Source organism: Pseudomonas proteolytica (assembly GCF_007858275.1).
GTDB lineage: Bacteria > Pseudomonadota > Gammaproteobacteria > Pseudomonadales > Pseudomonadaceae > Aquipseudomonas > Aquipseudomonas proteolytica.
Window position 1 is genome coordinate 152,170 of the sequence record NZ_VFEV01000004.1, and the last position, 17,294, is coordinate 169,463.

The 17,294-nt window shown below is 61.7% G+C and carries 14 protein-coding genes and 1 riboswitch; of the genes, 6 read left to right on the forward strand and 8 right to left on the reverse strand.

Annotated elements, in window-relative coordinates; translation table 11 throughout:
* Nucleotides 1-86: 86 nt before the first annotated feature.
* A riboswitch (TPP riboswitch) is annotated at nt 87-192 on the reverse strand.
* A gap of 196 nt (nt 193-388) precedes the next feature.
* Nucleotides 389-1,828 carry a TolC family outer membrane protein gene (locus tag FIV38_RS04755; protein ID WP_070996444.1) on the forward strand — a complete coding sequence of 480 codons (1,440 nt, stop codon included), beginning with the start codon at nt 389-391 and terminating at the stop codon, nt 1,826-1,828.
* A gap of 110 nt (nt 1,829-1,938) precedes the next feature.
* Here FIV38_RS04755 and waaA read toward each other — a convergent pair whose 3' ends face one another.
* Both waaA and FIV38_RS04770 read right to left on the reverse strand, forming a co-directional pair.
* Nucleotides 1,939-3,216 (reverse strand): lipid IV(A) 3-deoxy-D-manno-octulosonic acid transferase, encoded by a 1,278-nt coding sequence (waaA, locus tag FIV38_RS04765; RefSeq protein WP_092233022.1) that lies wholly within the window; start codon nt 3,214-3,216, stop codon nt 1,939-1,941.
* 23 nt (nt 3,217-3,239) lie between these two features.
* On the reverse strand, nt 3,240-4,130 hold the full coding sequence (locus FIV38_RS04770; RefSeq protein ID WP_092233020.1) for a LysR family transcriptional regulator: 891 nt from the start codon (nt 4,128-4,130) through the stop codon (nt 3,240-3,242).
* A gap of 201 nt (nt 4,131-4,331) precedes the next feature.
* Here FIV38_RS04770 and FIV38_RS04775 point away from each other — a divergent pair, with 201 nt between their 5' ends.
* The 4 genes from FIV38_RS04775 (at nt 4,332) to FIV38_RS04790 (ending at nt 7,744) form a co-directional block, all read left to right on the forward strand.
* Nucleotides 4,332-4,667: a DMT family transporter gene (locus tag FIV38_RS04775; RefSeq protein WP_029299169.1), complete on the forward strand. Its 336-nt coding sequence runs from the start codon at nt 4,332-4,334 to the stop codon at nt 4,665-4,667.
* A gap of 85 nt (nt 4,668-4,752) precedes the next feature.
* Nucleotides 4,753-5,928 carry an NAD(P)/FAD-dependent oxidoreductase gene (locus tag FIV38_RS04780; RefSeq protein WP_092233017.1) on the forward strand — a complete coding sequence of 392 codons (1,176 nt, stop codon included), beginning with the start codon at nt 4,753-4,755 and terminating at the stop codon, nt 5,926-5,928.
* The gene (locus FIV38_RS04785) at nt 5,925-6,737 is read left to right on the forward strand and encodes an aldo/keto reductase (RefSeq protein ID WP_029299173.1); all 813 of its coding nucleotides are present in this window, start codon (nt 5,925-5,927) and stop codon (nt 6,735-6,737) included. Before FIV38_RS04780 ends, FIV38_RS04785 begins: the two co-directional genes overlap by 4 nt.
* Before the next feature lie 41 nt (nt 6,738-6,778).
* The gene (locus tag FIV38_RS04790; protein ID WP_092233014.1) at nt 6,779-7,744 is read left to right on the forward strand and encodes a metal ABC transporter ATPase; all 966 of its coding nucleotides are present in this window, start codon (nt 6,779-6,781) and stop codon (nt 7,742-7,744) included.
* A 49-nt stretch (nt 7,745-7,793) separates the two neighbouring features.
* On the opposite strand, the gene FIV38_RS04795 is transcribed toward FIV38_RS04790, so the two are convergent.
* The 3 genes from FIV38_RS04795 to msbA all read right to left on the reverse strand — a co-directional run bounded on the left by FIV38_RS04795 (nt 7,794) and on the right by msbA (nt 12,097).
* Nucleotides 7,794-8,723 carry an NAD-dependent epimerase/dehydratase family protein gene (locus tag FIV38_RS04795; protein WP_092233011.1) on the reverse strand — a complete coding sequence of 310 codons (930 nt, stop codon included), beginning with the start codon at nt 8,721-8,723 and terminating at the stop codon, nt 7,794-7,796.
* Nucleotides 8,724-8,734: 11 nt separating this feature from the next.
* Entirely contained in the window at nt 8,735-10,171 is a 1,437-nt protein-coding gene (gene hldE, locus FIV38_RS04800) for a bifunctional D-glycero-beta-D-manno-heptose-7-phosphate kinase/D-glycero-beta-D-manno-heptose 1-phosphate adenylyltransferase HldE (protein ID WP_029299178.1), read from the reverse strand.
* A 105-nt stretch (nt 10,172-10,276) separates the two neighbouring features.
* Nucleotides 10,277-12,097, reverse strand: a complete 1,821-nt coding sequence (msbA, locus tag FIV38_RS04805) for a lipid A export permease/ATP-binding protein MsbA (RefSeq protein ID WP_092233009.1) — start codon at nt 12,095-12,097, stop codon at nt 10,277-10,279.
* Between the two features lie 124 nt (nt 12,098-12,221).
* Between msbA and FIV38_RS04810 the strand changes: the two genes are divergently transcribed.
* Nucleotides 12,222-12,878 carry a phosphotransferase gene (locus tag FIV38_RS04810; protein WP_092233006.1) on the forward strand — a complete coding sequence of 219 codons (657 nt, stop codon included), beginning with the start codon at nt 12,222-12,224 and terminating at the stop codon, nt 12,876-12,878.
* A 2-nt stretch (nt 12,879-12,880) separates the two neighbouring features.
* Here the strand turns inward: FIV38_RS04810 and FIV38_RS04815 are convergent, their stop codons facing one another.
* From FIV38_RS04815 to FIV38_RS04825, 3 genes are all read right to left on the reverse strand, one after another.
* Nucleotides 12,881-14,287 carry a hypothetical protein gene (locus FIV38_RS04815; RefSeq protein ID WP_235860975.1) on the reverse strand — a complete coding sequence of 469 codons (1,407 nt, stop codon included), beginning with the start codon at nt 14,285-14,287 and terminating at the stop codon, nt 12,881-12,883.
* Between the two features lie 225 nt (nt 14,288-14,512).
* A complete protein-coding gene (locus tag FIV38_RS04820) occupies nt 14,513-15,418 on the reverse strand; it encodes a glycosyltransferase family 2 protein (protein WP_092233001.1) in 906 nt (301 codons plus the stop codon).
* Nucleotides 15,411-17,165, reverse strand: coding sequence for a carbamoyltransferase family protein (locus tag FIV38_RS04825; RefSeq protein WP_029299183.1), 1,755 nt, complete (start codon nt 17,163-17,165; stop codon nt 15,411-15,413). Before FIV38_RS04825 ends, FIV38_RS04820 begins: the two co-directional genes overlap by 8 nt.
* Nucleotides 17,166-17,294: the final 129 nt, after the last annotated feature.

The window sequence follows — 17,294 nt, forward strand, 5'->3', positions numbered from 1 at the left end:
GCACTGGAACCAGTGCTGTGCTTGGTGCACGAGGGCTGTTCGATGGTCGAACAACATCCCGGACGAAGCACAAGAGGACTCGCCGGGTGACGAGAAATCTTGTTCCCTACGCAGGCGCTAACCTGATCAGGTTCAACGGGATCCGGTATTTACCGATCTCAGCCTCATAGCAAGGCACCCCGACAAGAACGCGGCCAGTCTAGACCATGGAGCAGGCAAATTGCCAATAGCGGTGCATTCAGCGTGATGAATGGCGCAATTACAGGATTGTTGTGCCGCAGTGCGGCCACTACACTCGGCTACTGTCTCAACGCCTTGACGCTATGGATTGCTCGTCGTAGCCTTGGGCGCTAAATTATCGTCGTAATATTTATCTAGGGATCGCCTCATGCTGCGCAAACTTTCACTGGCTCTTGCCGTGTCTTGTGCGACCAATGGAATGGTCTGGGCAGCAGAAGCGCCCTTGTCGACCAAAACCGATCTGGTCAGCGTCTACCAGGAAGCGGTGGACAACAACGCCGACCTGGCCGCCGCCCGTGCCCAATACGGCGCGCAAAAAGAAGTGGTGCCCCAGGCCCGTGCCGGCCTGCTGCCCAACCTCTCGGCCGGCGCCGACGTGAACAACGTGCGCACCCAGATCGACACACCCTCGGCCACTGCCAATCGCGACGCCCACACCTGGCGCGCGACCCTGAGCCAGCCGCTGTTCCGTGCCGATCGCTGGTTCCAGCTGCAGGCTGCCGAAGCCGTGAATGAACAAGCCGCCCTGCAACTCTCGGCCACCGAGCAGGAACTGATCCTGCAAAGCGCCGAAAACTACTTCGCCGTGCTGCGCGCCCAGGACAACCTGGCCTCGACCAAGGCCGAAGAGGCGGCCTTCAAGCGCCAACTGGACCAGTCCAACGAGCGTTTCGACGTGGGCCTGTCGGACAAGACCGACGTGCTGCAATCCCAGGCCAGCTACGACACCGCACGCGCCAACCGGATCCTCGCCCAGCGCCAGGTGGATGACGCGTTTGAAGCGCTGATCACCTTGACCAACCGCCAATACAACGCGATCCAGGGCATTGTCCACACGCTGCCGGTGTTGCCGCCGGCCCCGAACGACGCCAAAGCCTGGGTCGACACCGCCGGGCGACAGAACCTGAACCTGCTGGCCAGCAACTATGCGGTGACGGCTGCCGAAGAGACCCTCAAGCAACGCAAGGCCGGCCACGCGCCGACCCTGGACGCGGTGGCGCAATACGAGAAAGGCGACAACGACGCCCTCGGTTTCAGCAACCCCAACGCCTTCGGCCAGCCCTATCGTGGTGATGTCGAGCAACGTACCATCGGCCTGCGCCTGAATATCCCGCTGTACAGCGGCGGCCTCACCAGCTCACAGGTGCGCGAATCCTATTCGCGCCTGGGCCAGACCGAGCAGCAACGCGAAGGCCTGCGCCGCCAGGTGGTGGAAAACACCCGCAACCTGCACCGCGCGGTGAATACCGATGTGGAGCAAGTACAGGCCCGCCGCCAGTCGATCATCTCCAACCAGAGCGCAGTGGAAGCCACGGAAATCGGTTACCAGGTGGGCACGCGCAATATCGTCGATGTGCTGGACTCGCAGCGCCAGCTCTACTCCTCGGTGCGCAACTACAACAACAGCCGCTATGACTACATCCTCGACAACCTGCGCCTGAAGCAGGCGGCGGGGACGTTGAACCCGGGGGATCTGCAGGATCTGGCGCGGTACCTGAAGGCTGACTACAACCCGGACAAGGACTTCCTGCCGCCGGACCTGGCCAAGGCTGCGGCCGAGCAACTGAAGGCCCGCCCCAGCAACTAAACCCACCGCATAACAAATGTGGGAGCGGGCTTGCTCGCGAAGACGGTGTCTCAGTCAATACATGTGTTGACTGACACACCGTCTTCGCGAGCAAGCCCGCTCCCACAAGGTCAGCGGTTGATCAGGCGGTCGATACCATCGAGCAAGCGCTTCAACGCCCCCTGGTTGCCCTGCATCACCTTGAGCCCCGCCTGCGCCATCTTCTGCGCATCCTGCGGCAGCTCAAACAACTGCCGCACCGCCTCGGCCAAGCCCTCGGCATCCTCCACCTCCCGCAACGCCCCGGCTTCGCGCATCAGCGCGGCGATTTCGAGGAAGTTGAACAGGTGCGGGCCGCTGATCACCGGCTTGGCCAGCGCAGCGGGCTCCAGCAGGTTATGCCCACCATTGGGCACCAGGCTGCCGCCGACAAAAGCGCTGTCGGCCAAGGCATACAAAAACAGCAGCTCGCCCATGGTGTCGCCCAGCAATACCGAGGTCTGGGCGTTGACCGGCGCGCCGCTGGAGCGCCGCACGGTGGCAAAACCCTGCTGCTGGCACAGCTCAAACATCGTGTTGAAACGCTCCGGATGCCGTGGCACCAGAATCAACAGGGCGTTGGGATAGCTGGCGAGCAACTGCCGATGGGCCGCCAGCACCACTTCATCTTCACCCTCGTGGGTACTGGCGGCGATCCACACCGGGCGCTCGCTGGCCTGCCACTGCTCACGCAACGCAGCGGCGCGCGCCAACAGCTGAGGGTCGATGGTCAGGTCAAACTTGATCGAGCCGGTGACTTCGACCGTTTCCGCACGTGCGCCCAGGCTGCGAAAGCGCTCGGCCTCGGTGGCGGTCTGCACGGCGAACAGGCTCATTTCTGCCAGCATCGGCGCAGTCAGTTTGGCGAAACGTGCGTAGCCCTTGGCCGAGCGTGCCGACAGCCGCGCATTGGCCAGTACCACGGGAATCCCGCGCTTGGCGCACTGGTGGATATGATTGGGCCACAACTCGGTTTCCATGATGACCGCCAGCCTGGGCTGGACCCGGTCCAGAAAGCGCTTGGCGGCACATGGCAAATCGTAGGGCAGGTAGCAATGCTGGATGCGCGGCTCATTGGCGAACAATGCCTGGATCCGCTCGGAACCGGTGGGCGTCATGCAGGTGACGGTGATCGGCAACTGTGGATGACGCGCCAGCAAACCACGGATCATCGGTGCGGCGGCGATGCTCTCGCCCACCGACACCGCGTGCACCCAGATCCCACCGGGTTTGAGTAGCGGCAACCCGTAGGAAAAGCGTTCGCTGACGCGCTTGGCGTAGGCCGGCGCCTTGCGTGCCCGCAGCCATAGACGTAAGGCCACCAACGGCAGCGCCAGGTAAAACAGACAGCTGTAGAGAGTTCTATTCATGGCGCCGGAGTTTATCGGCTTTTTCAGCCGATCGCCTGCAAACACTCGGTAAAACGTTCGGCCAGAAAGCGCGCCGCCGGGCCCAAGGGTTCATCCCGACGCCAAACCAGCTCTACCACCAGGGCCGGTGGCGTCCATTCGCTATCCAACTCGACCATCTGCCCCTGATACGTCGGGTATTGCACCACATGTCGCGGTAACCAGGCCCAGCCCAGGCCACGCGCCAGCCACTCGGCCAACACGTAAAAGCTGTCGGCACGCCACACCTGCGGGCTGGCCGCCTCGCTACCGGGGTAGACGCTGGTCTGGGTCGACATCAGCAACTGGCGAAACTGCGCCAGGCGCTGGCAATCGACAAAACCGCCGCTGGCCAGCGGATGCCCGACGCCGCACACCGTGACCATCTCCACGCTGCCAACCACCCGCCGCTCAAGGGCCTCGGGGATCTGGTCGTGGTAGAACAGCAACCCCAGGTCCGCTTTGCGCTCGACTAATTTGCGTGCGACATCACCTTGGGCCGTGCTCGACAATTGCACTTCCAGGCTAGGAAACTTCCCGGCCAGCGCCTCCAGGCTATCGAGTACCGGCTGATACAACATGGCTTCGTCCTGGGCCAGGCGCAGCCGCGCTTCTTCGCCACGCATCAAGGACAGAGCGCGGCCGTTGAGACGCTCGCACTGGCGCAGCACTTCCCGGGCCTCCTCCAGCAGCACCGCGCCGGCCTCGGTCAACCGGGGCTGGCGACCGCTGCTACGATCAAACAGGCTCACCCCAAGGTCAGCCTCCAGCAAGGCAATACCATTGCTTACCGCCGACTGCGCCTTGCGCTGGTCCCGGGCCACCGCCGAAAACGACCGCTGTTCGGCGACGCTGACAAACAGACGCATCTGCTCCAGGTTCCATTGCACGCTCATTGGTCAAACCCATCTTTAATTCGGATAGGTAATGACTTTACCCCATCTGATAACGCACTAAAATGCCAGCCTTTCCAGGAGCGGGCTGGCTCGCGAAAAACCCGAGAACACCACGTTCAGCCAGGTTATGCGCATGACCGTTAACGATTTTCGCGAGCAAGCTCGCTCCTACAGTATTGAGCCCATCCCGAGGATTGCCCCATGAACGTCGCCTACTACTACCTGGCTATCGCCATCTGCTCGGAGGTGATCGCTACCGTTTCCATGAAAGCAATCAAGGGCTGGAGCACGCCGATTCCCCTACTGTTGGTGATCGTGGGTTATGGCGTGGCTTTCTGGATGCTGACTCTGGTGGTGCGCACCGTCCCGGTGGGCGTGGCCTATGCGGTATGGGCCGGGATGGGCATTGTCATGGTCAGCATCGCGGCGCTGTTTATCTATGGGCAGAAGCTCGATCTGCCGGCGATGCTCGGGATGGGCTTGATTGTGCTCGGGGTGGTGGTGATTCAGTTGTTTTCGAAAACGGCAGGCCACTGACCTCCTACAGTTGTTGATCCTGAGCAAAGATCCCGCCGTCGAGTCTGTATACTTGGCCTCTTGTTCTGAACACTGAGGTCGCCCCATGCCATCCGTTATTTCCACCGACGTCCTGATTGTCGGCGCCGGGGTTGCCGGCCTCTGGCTCAATGCGCGCCTGCGTAGCCAGGGGTTTTCCACGATTGTGGTGGAGAACGCGACCCTGGGTGGCGGGCAGAGCGTGAAGTCCCAGGGGATCATTCACGGTGGTGCGAAATACGCCTTGCACGGTGCCCTGACCGGCGCCTCTGAAGCTATTGCCGATATGCCACGACGCTGGCGCGAGGCGCTGGCCGGCACCGGCGAGCTGGACCTGACGGGCGTGCGCCTGTTGTCCCAGGCCCATTACCTGTGGTCGCCAGGCACCCTGGCCGGCAACCTCACCAGCTTCTTCGCCAGCAAGGCGGTGCGCGGCCGCGTCGACCAGGTCAAGGGCGAAGATTTGCCGCTGGCCCTGCAAGACCGCCGCTTCAAGGGCAAGGTCTATCGCCTGGCCGAACTGGTGGTGGATGTGCCGAGCCTGATCGAGCGCCTGGCGCAATTGGCCGGCGACGGCCTGCTCGCCGGGCAACAGATCGAGCCGCTGCTTGAGGGTGGCATCCTGGTTGGGCTGAAAGTCGATGGCCGAGCGATTCGCGCCCAGCGCATCGTGCTGAGCGCCGGCGGCGGCACCGCCGAACTGCTGACCACCCTGGGCCTGAGCCAGCCGGCCATGCAAAAGCGCCCGCTGCATATGATCATCGCCAAGGGCCCCGGCCTCAAACCCCTGTACGCGCACTGCCTGGGCGGCGGCACCAAGCCACGGATCACCATCACCACGCACCCGGCCGCTGATGGCAATTGGGTGTGGTACATGGGCGGCGATATTGCCGAAACCGAAGGCGTGCACCGCACGCCCGCCGAGCAGATCGCCACGGCGCAAAAGGAGCTGGCGCAACTGCTGCCGTGGATCGACATGAGCCAGACCCAGTGGGCGACCCTGCGGGTGGATCGCGCCGAGCCCCTGCAAACGGGCCTGACCCGGCCGGACAACGCATTCCTCGCCGAACAGGGCCGGCTGCTGGTGGGCTGGCCAACCAAGCTGGCCCTGGCGCCGGACTTCGCCGACCGGGTGCTCAACGCCCTGGAACGTGACGGCATCCAGCCGACACCCAGCGAACCATTGCCGCAACTGCCTCGCCCCGCCATCGCCCAACCCGCCTGGGAGCAATTGTTGCCATGAGCCTGCCGACGCTGCATGACCTTCATCGCCCCCTGGGCAGCACCGGCCTGCTGGTGTCGCCACTGGGCCTGGGCACCGTGAAACTGGGGCGCGACCAGGGGGTGAAGTACCCCAATGGTTTCCAGATCCCCAACGATGAGGAGGCGCGGATGTTGCTGCGCCAGGCGCGCGAGCTGGGGATCAACCTGATCGACACCGCCCCCGCCTATGGTCACAGCGAAGAACGCCTGGGCCCGCTGCTGCGTGGTCAGCGCCAGGACTGGGTGATTGTCAGCAAGGTCGGCGAAGAATTTGCCGACGGCGTGTCCCGTCACGACTTCAGCGCGGCCCACACCCGGCTGTCCGTCGAGCGCAGCCTGAAACGCCTGGAAACGGATTTTATCGACCTGGTGCTGGTGCATTCCGACGGCAACGACTTGCATATTCTCAACGACTGCGAGGTCTACCAGACTCTGGCGGACCTCAAGGCCGAGGGCAAGATTCGCGGTTTCGGCTTTTCCGGCAAAACCGTCGAGGGCGGGGTGAAGGCTCTGGAACAAGGTGATTGCGCGATGGTCACCTACAATCTGAACGAGCAAGACGAAAAAGCCGTGATTGATTATGCCGCCGCCCACGGCAAAGGCATCCTGGTGAAAAAGGCCCTGGCCAGTGGGCATGCGTGCCTTGAGCCGGGAGTGGATCCAATTCACGCCAGTTTCATCTTGTTGTTTGCGCAAACGGGCGTGGCCAGTGCTATTGTCGGGACCATCAACCCGCTGCACCTTGCCCATAATGTGGCAACCGCTGCCAAGATCATTCGCCAATCCTGATGCCGCCGACGCGGCCGACCCCGACGCAAGAAGGAGCCGACATGCCGCGAACGCTCATAAGAAAAAACCCCAGTAACTTTAAAACTCTGCCGCTGTACGTCGAAGCCACCCCCGAAGGCCTGAGCTACCAGAGCGTGGGCATGCCGCTCAACTTTGCCCAGACTCTGCAGCGGCGCAAGCCGGTGGAAGTGGCGGATGCCGAGCGCTTCGCCCTGGAACTGGCCAACCTCGGGGTGTCGGTGCGCCTGACACTGCACTGGCAAAACCGCGATTACTGGGTACTGGTGCGCCAGCGTCGCCAGGACCGTGGCGACGTGGTGCTCAAGCTGATTTCCGGCTACGTGCCGGCCCACGAACTGAACTTGCCACTGCACACTGCCATTCAGGAAATCGCCGAGGAGTGCCTACTGGAAACCCCGGAAGGCTGGCTGGGCGGGCGCTTCAACGATACCTGGCTGCCGGCGCCCTACTCCAGCGCGCTGCATTACCGCGAGGCCTTGCCGTTTCGCCTGTCGCCGCTGTCCGGCGCTGCCCGCCCGGTGCGCTGCGCCAACATGCAATTGATCGAACGCCCCCGGGCCTATGTGCACCTGCCCACGGCCTCACTGCAATTGATCTACGACCTGCGCCTGGAAGTGCCCAAGGAGGCCAAGTCCTTGAGCCTGTTCCATGTGGACGAACGCCTGGAGGGCGACCAACTGGTGGCGCGCCTGGACCGCCAGCGCCCGGACTTGTACCTGATGCCCCTGAAGGACGGCCAGCCTTGCGCCGAGCTGTTTACCTTGAAAAAGGATCAACTGGTGCCAGCGAGCACGCGCGGGTTGTACCTGGCCGAAAGTTTTGCCCAGCAGGAAGGTTGGCTGGTGCGCGATGAGCGGATCCGCTGGAAGGACTGGCTCAGGCAACAGGGCCTGAGCACGCCGGAGAAGGAATCGAAGTTGAGCCAGCTGACCGGGCGGGCCAGGCAGATCTTGCGCAAGATGGTGCCGAAAAAAGCAGGACGCTGACGCCTCCCCTGTAGGAGCCGGCTTGCCGGCTCCTACAGAGAATAAGGGCTCAGCCGTGCAGCAGTTTCTCCAGGCCGGTCTTCAGCGGCGTCGCCTCAGGCAATGCGAAGCTCGCCGCCAGGCGCTGGTTATTAGCCCTGGAGTGCCGAATATCCCCTGAACGCGGCTCTGTGTAGCTGACAGCCGGCAACGAGCCGACAATTTCCGACAGCGCCTGCAGCAACTGCTTGAGCGTGGTGGTGCGGTTCCAGCCGACATTGATCGCGCCCAGAGGCGCTTCGGCCATTTCCACCGCTTGCACCAGCACCGCCACCAGATCCCCGACGTACATGAAGTCCCGGGTTTGCTCACCGTCGCCGAATACGGCAATCGGCAGGCCTTTTTGCGCGCGCTCGCTGAAGATGCTGATCACCCCGGAGTACGGCGATGAAGGATCCTGGCGCGGGCCAAAGATGTTGAAGAAGCGGAAAATCACCGGCTCCAGGCCATGCTGGCGACGGTAGAAGTCAAAGTAGTGCTCGCTCGCCAGCTTGTCCGATGCATAAGGCGTCAACGGTGCCTTGGCGGTTTGCTCGTCGATAGAGTCGCCTTCGCCGTTGTTGCCATACACCGCGGCACTGGAGGCAAACACCACGCGCTTGACCCCGGCCTGGCGCATGGCCTCGCAGACATTCAGGCTACCCACGAAGTTGCTCTGGTGTGTACTGACCGGATCATCCACCGACGCCTGCACCGACGCGACTGCCGCCAGGTGCACTACGGCTGTCGCCCCCACCGCCGCACGAGCGACCAGCGCAGCGTCGGCCACGTCGCCTTCCAGCAGTTGCAGGCGCGGGTTGTCCAGCGCCAGGTTGCTGCGTTTGCCGGTGGACAGGTTATCCAGCACGCGCACTGCATAGCCCTTGGCAAGCAGTGCATCGACCAGATTGGAACCGATAAAGCCGGCACCGCCAGTAATCAGTACGAGAGCATCAGACATAGCGATAAAACCTATTGAGCGGCATCGTTGGTTTGGCGGATTTTTTCGACAATCGCGGTCGTCGAGCTGTTTTCCACCAACCCCAGGACTTTGACCTTGCCACCATAGGCGTTGACGATATCGGCACCGACCACCTGGTCGACCGAGTAGTCACCACCCTTGACCAACACATCTGGCTTGACCTGGGCCAGGAGGTTTTCCGGAGTGCCCTCGGAGAAGCTGATCACCCAATCCACCGCGCCCAACCCAGCCAGGACCGCCATGCGCCGGTCCACGCTGTTGATCGGTCGGCCAGGGCCTTTCAGGCGGCTGACCGAAGCATCATCGTTGATCGCCACGATCAGGCGATCACCCTGGGCGCGAGCCTGCTCCAGGTAGGTCACATGGCCGGCGTGCAGGATATCGAAGCAGCCGTTGGTGAAGACAATGCTCTCGTTATGGGCACGGGCATCGTCAATCGCCAGCAGCAATTGCTCCAGGCTCAACACACCACGCTCCGAGCCTTCCTCGCGCTGGATCGCGCGACGCAGTTCCGGGGCACTGATGGACGCCGTACCCAGCTTGCCCACCACGATGCTCGCTGCCAGGTTGGCCAGGGCTACCGCATGGGGCAACTCCTCCCCTGCCGCAATCGCTGCCGCCAGGGTGGAGATCACGGTGTCGCCGGCGCCCGTGACGTCGAACACTTCCCGCGCACGCGCCGGCAAGTGCATGGCCGGGTGACCGGGACGCAGTAGGGTCATGCCGTGTTCGCCACGGGTCACCAGCAAGGCGCCGAGGTCGAGGTCGGCCATCAGGCTTGCGCCTTTGCTCACCAAGTCGTGCTCATCGACGCAACCGCCGACGATGGTTTCAAATTCGCTGAGGTTCGGCGTGATCAGGCTGGCGCCTCGGTAGACCGAGAAATCCTTGCCCTTGGGATCGGCCAGCACCGGGATGCCACGGGCCTTGGCGGCCTGGATCAGCATCTGGTGGTTTTTCAATGCGCCTTTGCCGTAGTCCGACAGCACCAGCACCTTGATGCCTTCGAGCAGCTCGTCGACCTGCTCACTGAGGGCCAGGGCGTCGGTGGCGAAGGGTTCTTCAAAGTCGATACGCAGCAACTGCTGGTGACGGCTCATGACCCGCAGCTTGACGATGGTCGGCTGATGGGCGATGCGCTGGAACAGGGCACGCACGCCAGCGCCGCGCAGGCTGTTGGTCAGGCTGTCGGCGGCTTCATCGTCGCCGGTCACGCCGACCAGGGAGGCCGGGGCGCCGAGGGCGGCGATGTTAAGGGCAACGTTGGCAGCGCCGCCTGGGCGGTCTTCGATTTGCTCGACCTTGACTACCGGTACCGGTGCCTCAGGGGAAATCCGTGAGGTACCGCCATGCCAGTAACGGTCGAGCATGACATCGCCGACCACCAAGACAGGGGCTTGATCGAATCGCGGCATGGACAACTTCATGGAGCAACCCACATACAAAATGAACAGGGGCGCGATATTAGCACAGGGAAAAGCATCGACCGATTCAATCCTGGCGGTCGATCCCAGCCCGGCGCCCCTGGCGCCTCAATAGGCATCCGTCACATGGGAGGGCGCCACTGGGTCGCCTTCTTCGAACTCCTTGGCGTGCAGGCGGGCGTAGTAGCCATTCTTCGCCAGCAACTCGACATGGGTCCCGCGCTCGACAATCTGGCCGTCATCCATTACCAGGATCAGGTCGGCTTTCTCGATGGTGCTCAAGCGGTGGGCAATCACCAGGGTGGTGCGGTTCTTCACCACATGGTCCAGGGCCGCCTGGATATGGCGTTCGGACTCGGTATCCAGGGCCGAGGTCGCTTCGTCGAGAATCAGCAGCGGCGCGTCCTTGAGCAAGGCCCGGGCAATTGCAATGCGCTGGCGCTGGCCGCCGGACAGCAGTACGCCGTTCTCGCCTACCAGGGTTTCATAGCCCTGGGGCATCTTCACGATGAACTCATCGGCATACGCTTCGCGAGCGGCATGATGCACCGCGTCGGTGGGCGCGCCAGCCAGGTCGCCATAGGCGATGTTGTTGGTCACGGTGTCGTTGAACAGGGTGACCTGCTGGGTCACCAAGGCGATTTGCCGGCGCAGGTTGCGCAGGGTGAAATCCTGCACGCGTACGCCATCGAGCAGAATCTGCCCCTGCTCATGCTGGTAGAAGCGAGGGATCAAGCCGGCCAGGGTCGACTTGCCGCTGCCCGAACGCCCCACCAGCGCGACCATTTGCCCAGGCTCGACGATAAAGCTGATGTCGTTGAGCACCTTCTTGTCGCTTTCCGGGTATTGGAAGCTGAGGTTGCGCACTTCAATGCGCCCAGCCAGGCGTTCATGCTCGATCATGCCCTGGTCGACTTCTACCGGCTCATCCAACTGCTCGAAAATACTCTCGGCACCCGCCACACCCTTCTGGATGGTCGAGCTGACCTCGGAAAGCTGGCGAATCGGCTTGGGCAGCAGGCCAGCCATGGTGATATAGGCCACCAGGTCGCCAGGCGAGGCATCGCCGCGCAAATACAGGACCAGGAACATGACCACGGCCATCGCACTGTAGGTCACCAATTGCAGCATCGGCGTGTACACCGCGCCGGTCTTGGTCATCGCCAGTTGTTTCTCGGTATTGCTCAGGCTCGCCTGCTCGAAGCGCACCTTTTCATATTGCTCGCCGCCAAAGCTGCGGACCACACGGTAGCCGTGGATCGTCTCGGAGGCCACATGGGTCACGTCGCCCATGGACACCTGGATTTTCTTGCTCTGCTTGCGGAATTTACGGCTGGTGCTGTTCACCATCATGCCGATCACCGGCAGGATCGCCAGCATCACCAGGGTCAGTTTCCAGTTCATCCAGACCAGGGTGCAAAACAGGAAAATCACGGTCATGCCTTCACGGATAACCACCTTGATCGCATCGGTGGCAGCCCCGGTGACCATGGTGACGTTGAAGGTAATGCGGGAAATCAGGTGGCCGGAGTTGTTCTTGTCAAAAAAGCGGTTGGGCAACTCCAACAGCTTGTTGAACAGCACCACGCGCAGGTCGTGGACCAACCCGAGGGAAACCCGGGCCAGGAAGAAGTTACCGAGGAACGAGCCCACGCCCTGCCAGGCTGCGATCAGCACGATCATCAGCGGCACGGTTTCCAGCAACTGCAACTTGCCAAGATAGGGGTTGCCGGGGAACAGGCTGGCCTCGGGGTTCGCCAGGCCATCGACGAAATACTTGAGGATGTAAGCGAGCATCGGCTGGGTCGATGCGAAGATCAGGAACCCGACGATACTCAGGATGAACAGACCCACATAAGGCCGTACGTAAGTCAGGAGGCGGAAGTAAATCGCCAGCGTCGACTGGGTTTTAGGTTCAGGACTGCTCATGGGAATCCGCGCAAATCAGTAAGGCGCGGATCATATCACAGGCCTCTTCGCCCCAAAAAACATGAGCATGGGCCAGCTTTGCGCCAAGTCGGTTAAGATGACCGGCTATTGATGGGAGTCAGGCATGCAAGTAATCGATCACAACACCTATGAGGCATTGCGTGCTGGCGCGCAGGTGCTGGAAGCCGATGGTTCTGGCGACAAGGTGCTCCGGTTGACCGATGGTTGCATGCTCAAGCTGTTCCGGCGCAAGCGCCTGCTCAGTTCGGCACTGTTCTACCCGTATGCACAACGCTTCGCCAACAACACCCGTGCACTACAGCAACGGGATATCCCTTGCCCGCGCATCATTGCGGTGTATCGCATACCCAGCATTGCGCGGGATGCGGTGTACTACAGCCCGCTGGCCGGGGAAACCATCCGCCAACTTAAACTCGCCAAGGCCGAGGCCGACGCCCTGCGTGAGCGCCTGGGCGGCTTCATTGCGCAATTGCACGAGAAGGGCGTGTACTTTCGTTCGCTGCACTTTGGCAACGTGGTCCTGACACCGGAAAACACCCTGGGCTTGATCGACATTGCCGACCTGAGCTGCCAGGCCACCCCGCTGAGCCAGAGCAAACGGCGGCGCAACTTCAGCCACCTGCGGCGCTATGCCGAGGATCGGCAATGGCTACTGGGCGATGACGCCGGGCAAGCCTTCTTCAATGGCTATCGCCAGGCCTTGCCGGCGGGCAGTCAACAGGCGCCACTGATTGAGCGCCTGCGGCAACTACTGGACTGATCTCACTGGCCGATGACCAGTACCGTGGCGCCTCGGCGATTGGCGAAGCGCTCGACGATGCGCAGGTTGCGCTCGGCCAGCCAACCGGTGAGCCAGGGTTCGTTGCCGCGGGCTTCGATCAGGAAGTAGCGGAATTTATCCGCATAAGCCGGCGACATGGCCACTTCCCGGGTCAATTGCTGGAGCTGATAACCGCGACCAGCGTAATAGCCGATACGGCCATCATCGAAATACGCCGGGACATCCGGCTCGACATTCGCCGCCATCCAACGCCCCGCCTCGACGTACTGGACCTTGCCGGGCCCGGTGGACACCACATTGGACAACATCACCAACAGGCAGACCGCCACCAGGGCCTTGCCCAGGCGCGGGAACTGCTGGGCAAACATCTGCATTGCCAGCGCCAGCGCCGGTACAAACAGCAGGTTCAAGAAGCTCATGTAACGCACGTTCATGAACTGCTGCTGAATAAAGAACAGCAGCAACACCAACAGGTACAACACCGCAGCCCAGGCAAAAGGCCGGTACTCATGCCAGTAGAGCTTGATTGCCTGCCAGTTGCGCCCCCGTAAAAAAGGCACGGCAAAGGGCCCGCAAATATTCACAAAACTGATGACCATGGCCGCCAGGATGCCAAAAAAGATGATGCGCCCTGTTTCATCCTGGGAGTACTTGTTGATCAGCGATCGGGAGAACTGCTCGCGCAGCAAATCAAACGACGCCAATACACTGTTTGGATTGATCAAGTCCAGATAGTAGGCAACGCGGCCCGATGAAAAACCACCCGTGGCCGAGACCAGCACCATACCCGCCACCACGCCCAGCAGCGGCAACGCGATGAATTGCAGGAGCGCCAGACGCCGCTCGCGAACCCACAGGCCAGGCAACTGCCACAGGCCCAGCGCCGGCAACAGCAATAACGCCTCCAGGCGGAAGGCTGCCGCCGCGACAATCGCCAGATGAATGATTGCCGCCCGCAGCCAGCCACCACGGGCCTGCCAGCGCATGGCCAGCCACAGCGTCAGGATGCAGAAAAACCAGAAGCCGAACTCGCGCAGGATCTCGCCACGAAACTGGTTGAACGCCGGCATCGCCAGCACCACCAGGCAGGCCCAGGGTGCAACCTGCACCGAGCGCTGGCGAACGCAGTCAACCAAGAGCGCACAGGTGCCCGCTGCAAACAGTGAACACCACAGGTAAGCACTCAGTTCTATGGGCAGGGCTGAAACCGAATGGGTACCCGCCAGGAGCAGGGAGAACCAGGGCCAGTTGAATACCGCAAAGGCGGATTTCGGACCATGGTCTAGGACGTCCTGGGCAATGGTCAGGTAGAACGCAGCATCACGCCCTACAGTCGCGGCACCCAGTACCGCGATCAGGGATAGCAGCAGGCTCCCAAAAAATGCCACTCGAACGGGATGCTCGACGACCACGCTCAAAGCCCGAGCCCACAACTTGCTGCTTATACCAACCACACCCCCCCCTTAAAACCTGGCGTCACATCGTGTGCACAAGATTTGAAAACATATGTTCCAGAAAACCACTGCACCGCAAAAAACCGACGCCCAGTGATTGCAATCAAACCGGGCGCTGTACTGGTCATTCTCGGCGTAGCGTAACAGGCTATAAAACGCTTACTTGAACAGCAGCTGAAGCGCCTTGCGTGTGTACGACCAGCGCGTCAGGGCGCGCCAGTCTGTACGCACCGCCTGGCAGTAAAACTGCTTGGCAAGCGTGTACTCCCCGGCACTTAAGCAATTGCGAAACAAAGACAAGCAGCGCTGTGCGAGAAACGCACGGCGCAAGCCTTGCAGCTCTGCCGGCATACGTACCGGCGAGAACACCTCGTCCACCAGGCTCACGCCTGCCGCGACACTGTGATTGATGTCATGGCGCAAGCTGTCCCCATGCTTGTAGATCAGCGCCAGCGGCTGGTCGATGACCGTGCAGGGCACGCGCGCCAGGGCCTGGGCAAACACCGGAATATCCTCGGCGTTGCGCATGCGTTCGGGGTAGTTGCCCACCGCGAAGATGTCCCGGTGCATGGCGCAGGCGCCATTGGAGATCGCGATGGTTTTGTCCAGCAAATACCCCCGCACCCGCTGGTAGGGGGTGGCCGGCAGCGGCTTGACGGCATGCAGGCGACGCTTGCCATCTTCAAATACTGACCAGTGACCACCGATGATCAAGCGACTGTCGGGATGGGTGGCAATATGCTGCGCGACCAGGGCCAGGGCGCCTGGGGCCATTTCATCATCGGCGTCCAGAAACATCAGATACTGGCCCGCAGACTCTTCAATCCCACGATTGCGCACCGAGGCCAGGCCGCCATTGGGCTTGCGCAGGGCGCGGAATCGCCCGGGGTGCTTAGCCAACAGCGCCTCGAGCACCTGCGGCGTCTCATCGGTAGAGCCGTCATCAATCACCAACAACTGCGCATCGGCTTCGTCGAGTTGCGCCAGCACCGACTCAACCGCGCGCCCAAGGGTGCGCGCATAGTTATAGGCAGGGATGACGACGCCAATCAGTGCTTCAGTCAATGACTTGCCCTTCCACACCATCTTTGACGACTAGGATGTCTTCCATGATCAGGTACTGCAGGTCCGAGCCGAAGAACATGTTCAGGGCGTCGGTCGGCGAGCAAATCATCGCTTCGCCACGGCGGTTGAGCGAGGTGTTCAGGGACACACCGTTGCCGGTCAGCACTTCCAGCTCTTTCATCATGTCGTAGTAGCGCGGGTTGTACTCGCGCTTGAGCACCTGGGCGCGGGAGGTGCCATCTTCATGGACCACTTCCGGCACGCGGGTTTTCCATTCTTCCGCCACTTCAAAGGTGAAGGTCATGAACGGGGCCGGGTGATCGACCTTGATCATCTGCGGGGCCACGGTGTCGAGCATCGACGGGCAGAAAGGCCTCCAGCGCTCGCGGAACTTGATCTGGTGGTTGATCCGGTCAGCCACGCCCACGGCGCTCGGGCAACCGATGATCGAACGTCCGCCCAAGGCACGCGGACCGAACTCCATGCGGCCCTGGAACCAGGCCACCGGGTTGCCGTCGACCATGATCTGGGCGATGCGCTTGGGCATGTCCTCGATCTGGCGCCACTTCGGCTTGCTCGGGTGCTTGGCGCACGCGGCAATCACTTCCTCGTTGCTGTAGGACGGGCCGAGATAGACGTGTTCCATCTTCTCTACCGGTACACCACGGGCATGGGACACATAGGCCGCCGCACCTACCGCGGTGCCGGCATCGCCGGACGCTGGCTGCACGAACAGCTCCTTGACGTCGTCGCGGGCAATGATCTTCTGGTTCAATTTGACGTTCAGCGCGCAGCCGCCGGCGAAGGCCAGCTTGCCGGTTTCCTTGAGGATATCGCCCAGGTAATGGTCGATCATCTGCAACGCCAGCTTCTCGAACAGCGCTTGCATGCTGGCTGCGTAGTGGATGTACGGCTCGTCAGCGATGTCGCCTTCGCGCTTGGGACCCAGCCACTCGATCAGTTTTGGCGAGAAGTAGAAGCCCTTGCCTTTCTCTTTATAGCGGCGCAGGCCAATGACGTTGGCGTAGTCGGTATTGATCACCAACTCGCCGTTTTCAAAGGAGGCCAGGCGCGAGAAGTCGTACTTGCTGGCATCGCCATACGGCGCCATGCCCATGACCTTGAACTCGCCATCAAGCATCTCGAAGCCAAGGAACTCAGTGATCGCGCCGTACAGGCCGCCGAGGGAGTCCGGATCGTAGAATTCCTTGATCTTGTGGATCTTGCCATTCTCGCCATAGCCAAAGAAGGTCGTGGCGTACTCGCCCTTACCGTCGATCCCCAGGATCGCGGTCTTCTCCTGGAAGCCCGAACAGTGATAAGCGCTGGAAGCGTGGGCCAGGTGGTGCTCGACCGGTTCGATCTTGATCTTCTTCGGATCAAAGCCCAGTTGCTCAAGGCACCAGACAATCTTGTTGCGGTAGCGCTTGTAGCGACGGTTGCCCATCAGGATCGCATCGAGTGCGCGGTCCGGTGCGTACCAGTAACGCTTGGCATAGTGCCAGCGGGCCTCGCCGAACAAGCTGATCGGGGCAAACGGGATCGCCACCACATCAACGTCGGAAGGTTTGATACCGGCCTGCTCCAGACAGAACTTCGCCGATTCGTAGGGCATGCGGTTCTTTGCATGTTTATCGCGTACGAAGCGCTCTTCTTCGGCGGCCGCGATCAGCTTGCCGTCGATATACAACGCTGCGGAAGGATCATGGCTAAGGGCGCCGGACAGGCCAAGAATCGTCAATGCCACTGGGGTCTAGCCTCTTTTAGTCTGCATGCAGGCGCTGGCGCCTGAAAAATGTGTGCTCCTCGCCTCGGCGAGAAAAGCTAAAGGGCGGGATTATAGCTTAAAAGCGGCAAAACGCCTCTAGCGGCAAAT

Excerpts from the sequence above, each read along its gene's own strand:
- FIV38_RS04755 (WP_070996444.1), top strand. The coding sequence starts at position 389 with ATGCTGCGCAAACTTTCACTGGCTCTTGCCGTGTCTTGTGCGACCAAT.
- waaA (WP_092233022.1), bottom strand. The coding sequence starts at position 3,216 with ATGAATAGAACTCTCTACAGCTGTCTGTTTTACCTGGCGCTGCCGTTG.
- FIV38_RS04770 (WP_092233020.1), bottom strand. The coding sequence starts at position 4,130 with ATGAGCGTGCAATGGAACCTGGAGCAGATGCGTCTGTTTGTCAGCGTC.
- FIV38_RS04775 (WP_029299169.1), top strand. The coding sequence starts at position 4,332 with ATGAACGTCGCCTACTACTACCTGGCTATCGCCATCTGCTCGGAGGTG.
- FIV38_RS04780 (WP_092233017.1), top strand. The coding sequence starts at position 4,753 with ATGCCATCCGTTATTTCCACCGACGTCCTGATTGTCGGCGCCGGGGTT.
- FIV38_RS04785 (WP_029299173.1), top strand. The coding sequence starts at position 5,925 with ATGAGCCTGCCGACGCTGCATGACCTTCATCGCCCCCTGGGCAGCACC.
- FIV38_RS04790 (WP_092233014.1), top strand. The coding sequence starts at position 6,779 with ATGCCGCGAACGCTCATAAGAAAAAACCCCAGTAACTTTAAAACTCTG.
- FIV38_RS04795 (WP_092233011.1), bottom strand. The coding sequence starts at position 8,723 with ATGTCTGATGCTCTCGTACTGATTACTGGCGGTGCCGGCTTTATCGGT.
- hldE (WP_029299178.1), bottom strand. The coding sequence starts at position 10,171 with ATGAAGTTGTCCATGCCGCGATTCGATCAAGCCCCTGTCTTGGTGGTC.
- msbA (WP_092233009.1), bottom strand. The coding sequence starts at position 12,097 with ATGAGCAGTCCTGAACCTAAAACCCAGTCGACGCTGGCGATTTACTTC.
- FIV38_RS04810 (WP_092233006.1), top strand. The coding sequence starts at position 12,222 with ATGCAAGTAATCGATCACAACACCTATGAGGCATTGCGTGCTGGCGCG.